The sequence below is a fragment of the Streptomyces sp. P17 genome, assembly GCF_032436805.1.
In the GTDB taxonomy this organism is placed as follows: Bacteria; Actinomycetota; Actinomycetes; order Streptomycetales; family Streptomycetaceae; genus Streptomyces.
In genome coordinates this window covers 1-270 of sequence record NZ_JAVRBF010000856.1, presented here as the reverse complement: position 1 = coordinate 270, position 270 = coordinate 1, and the positions used below count along the sequence as shown (strand labels likewise).

Annotated in this window: 1 protein-coding gene; it reads left to right on the top strand. The window is 53.7% G+C overall.

The features are described 5' to 3' along the window. Window positions 1-201 (top strand): DUF551 domain-containing protein (locus RMT89_RS43230; protein WP_315889234.1); only part of this gene is annotated, 201 nt, incomplete at its 5' end. Window positions 202-270: the final 69 nt, after the last annotated feature.

Sequence of the window (270 nt, the reverse complement as noted above, 5' to 3'; positions counted from 1 at the left end):
GAAATGAAGTGGATGCCGATTGAGACAGCGCCAAAGGATGGGACTCGGGTAATTACCAACGGTGGTGACGGTTACAAGCATCCAGTGGTTATTCAAAGTGTATTCGATGATGGGTGGTGGCCTGACGCATGGGAAAGTGACCTTGATGAGCCAATGAACCCCGCCCACTGGATGCCGCTGCCGGAGCCGCCTAGTGAGTAAGATTGAAGATTCGGTTTCGAGCAAGATTCATGATCGCGCAGCGGCAGGGCTGGCGAAGTACGGTGTAAC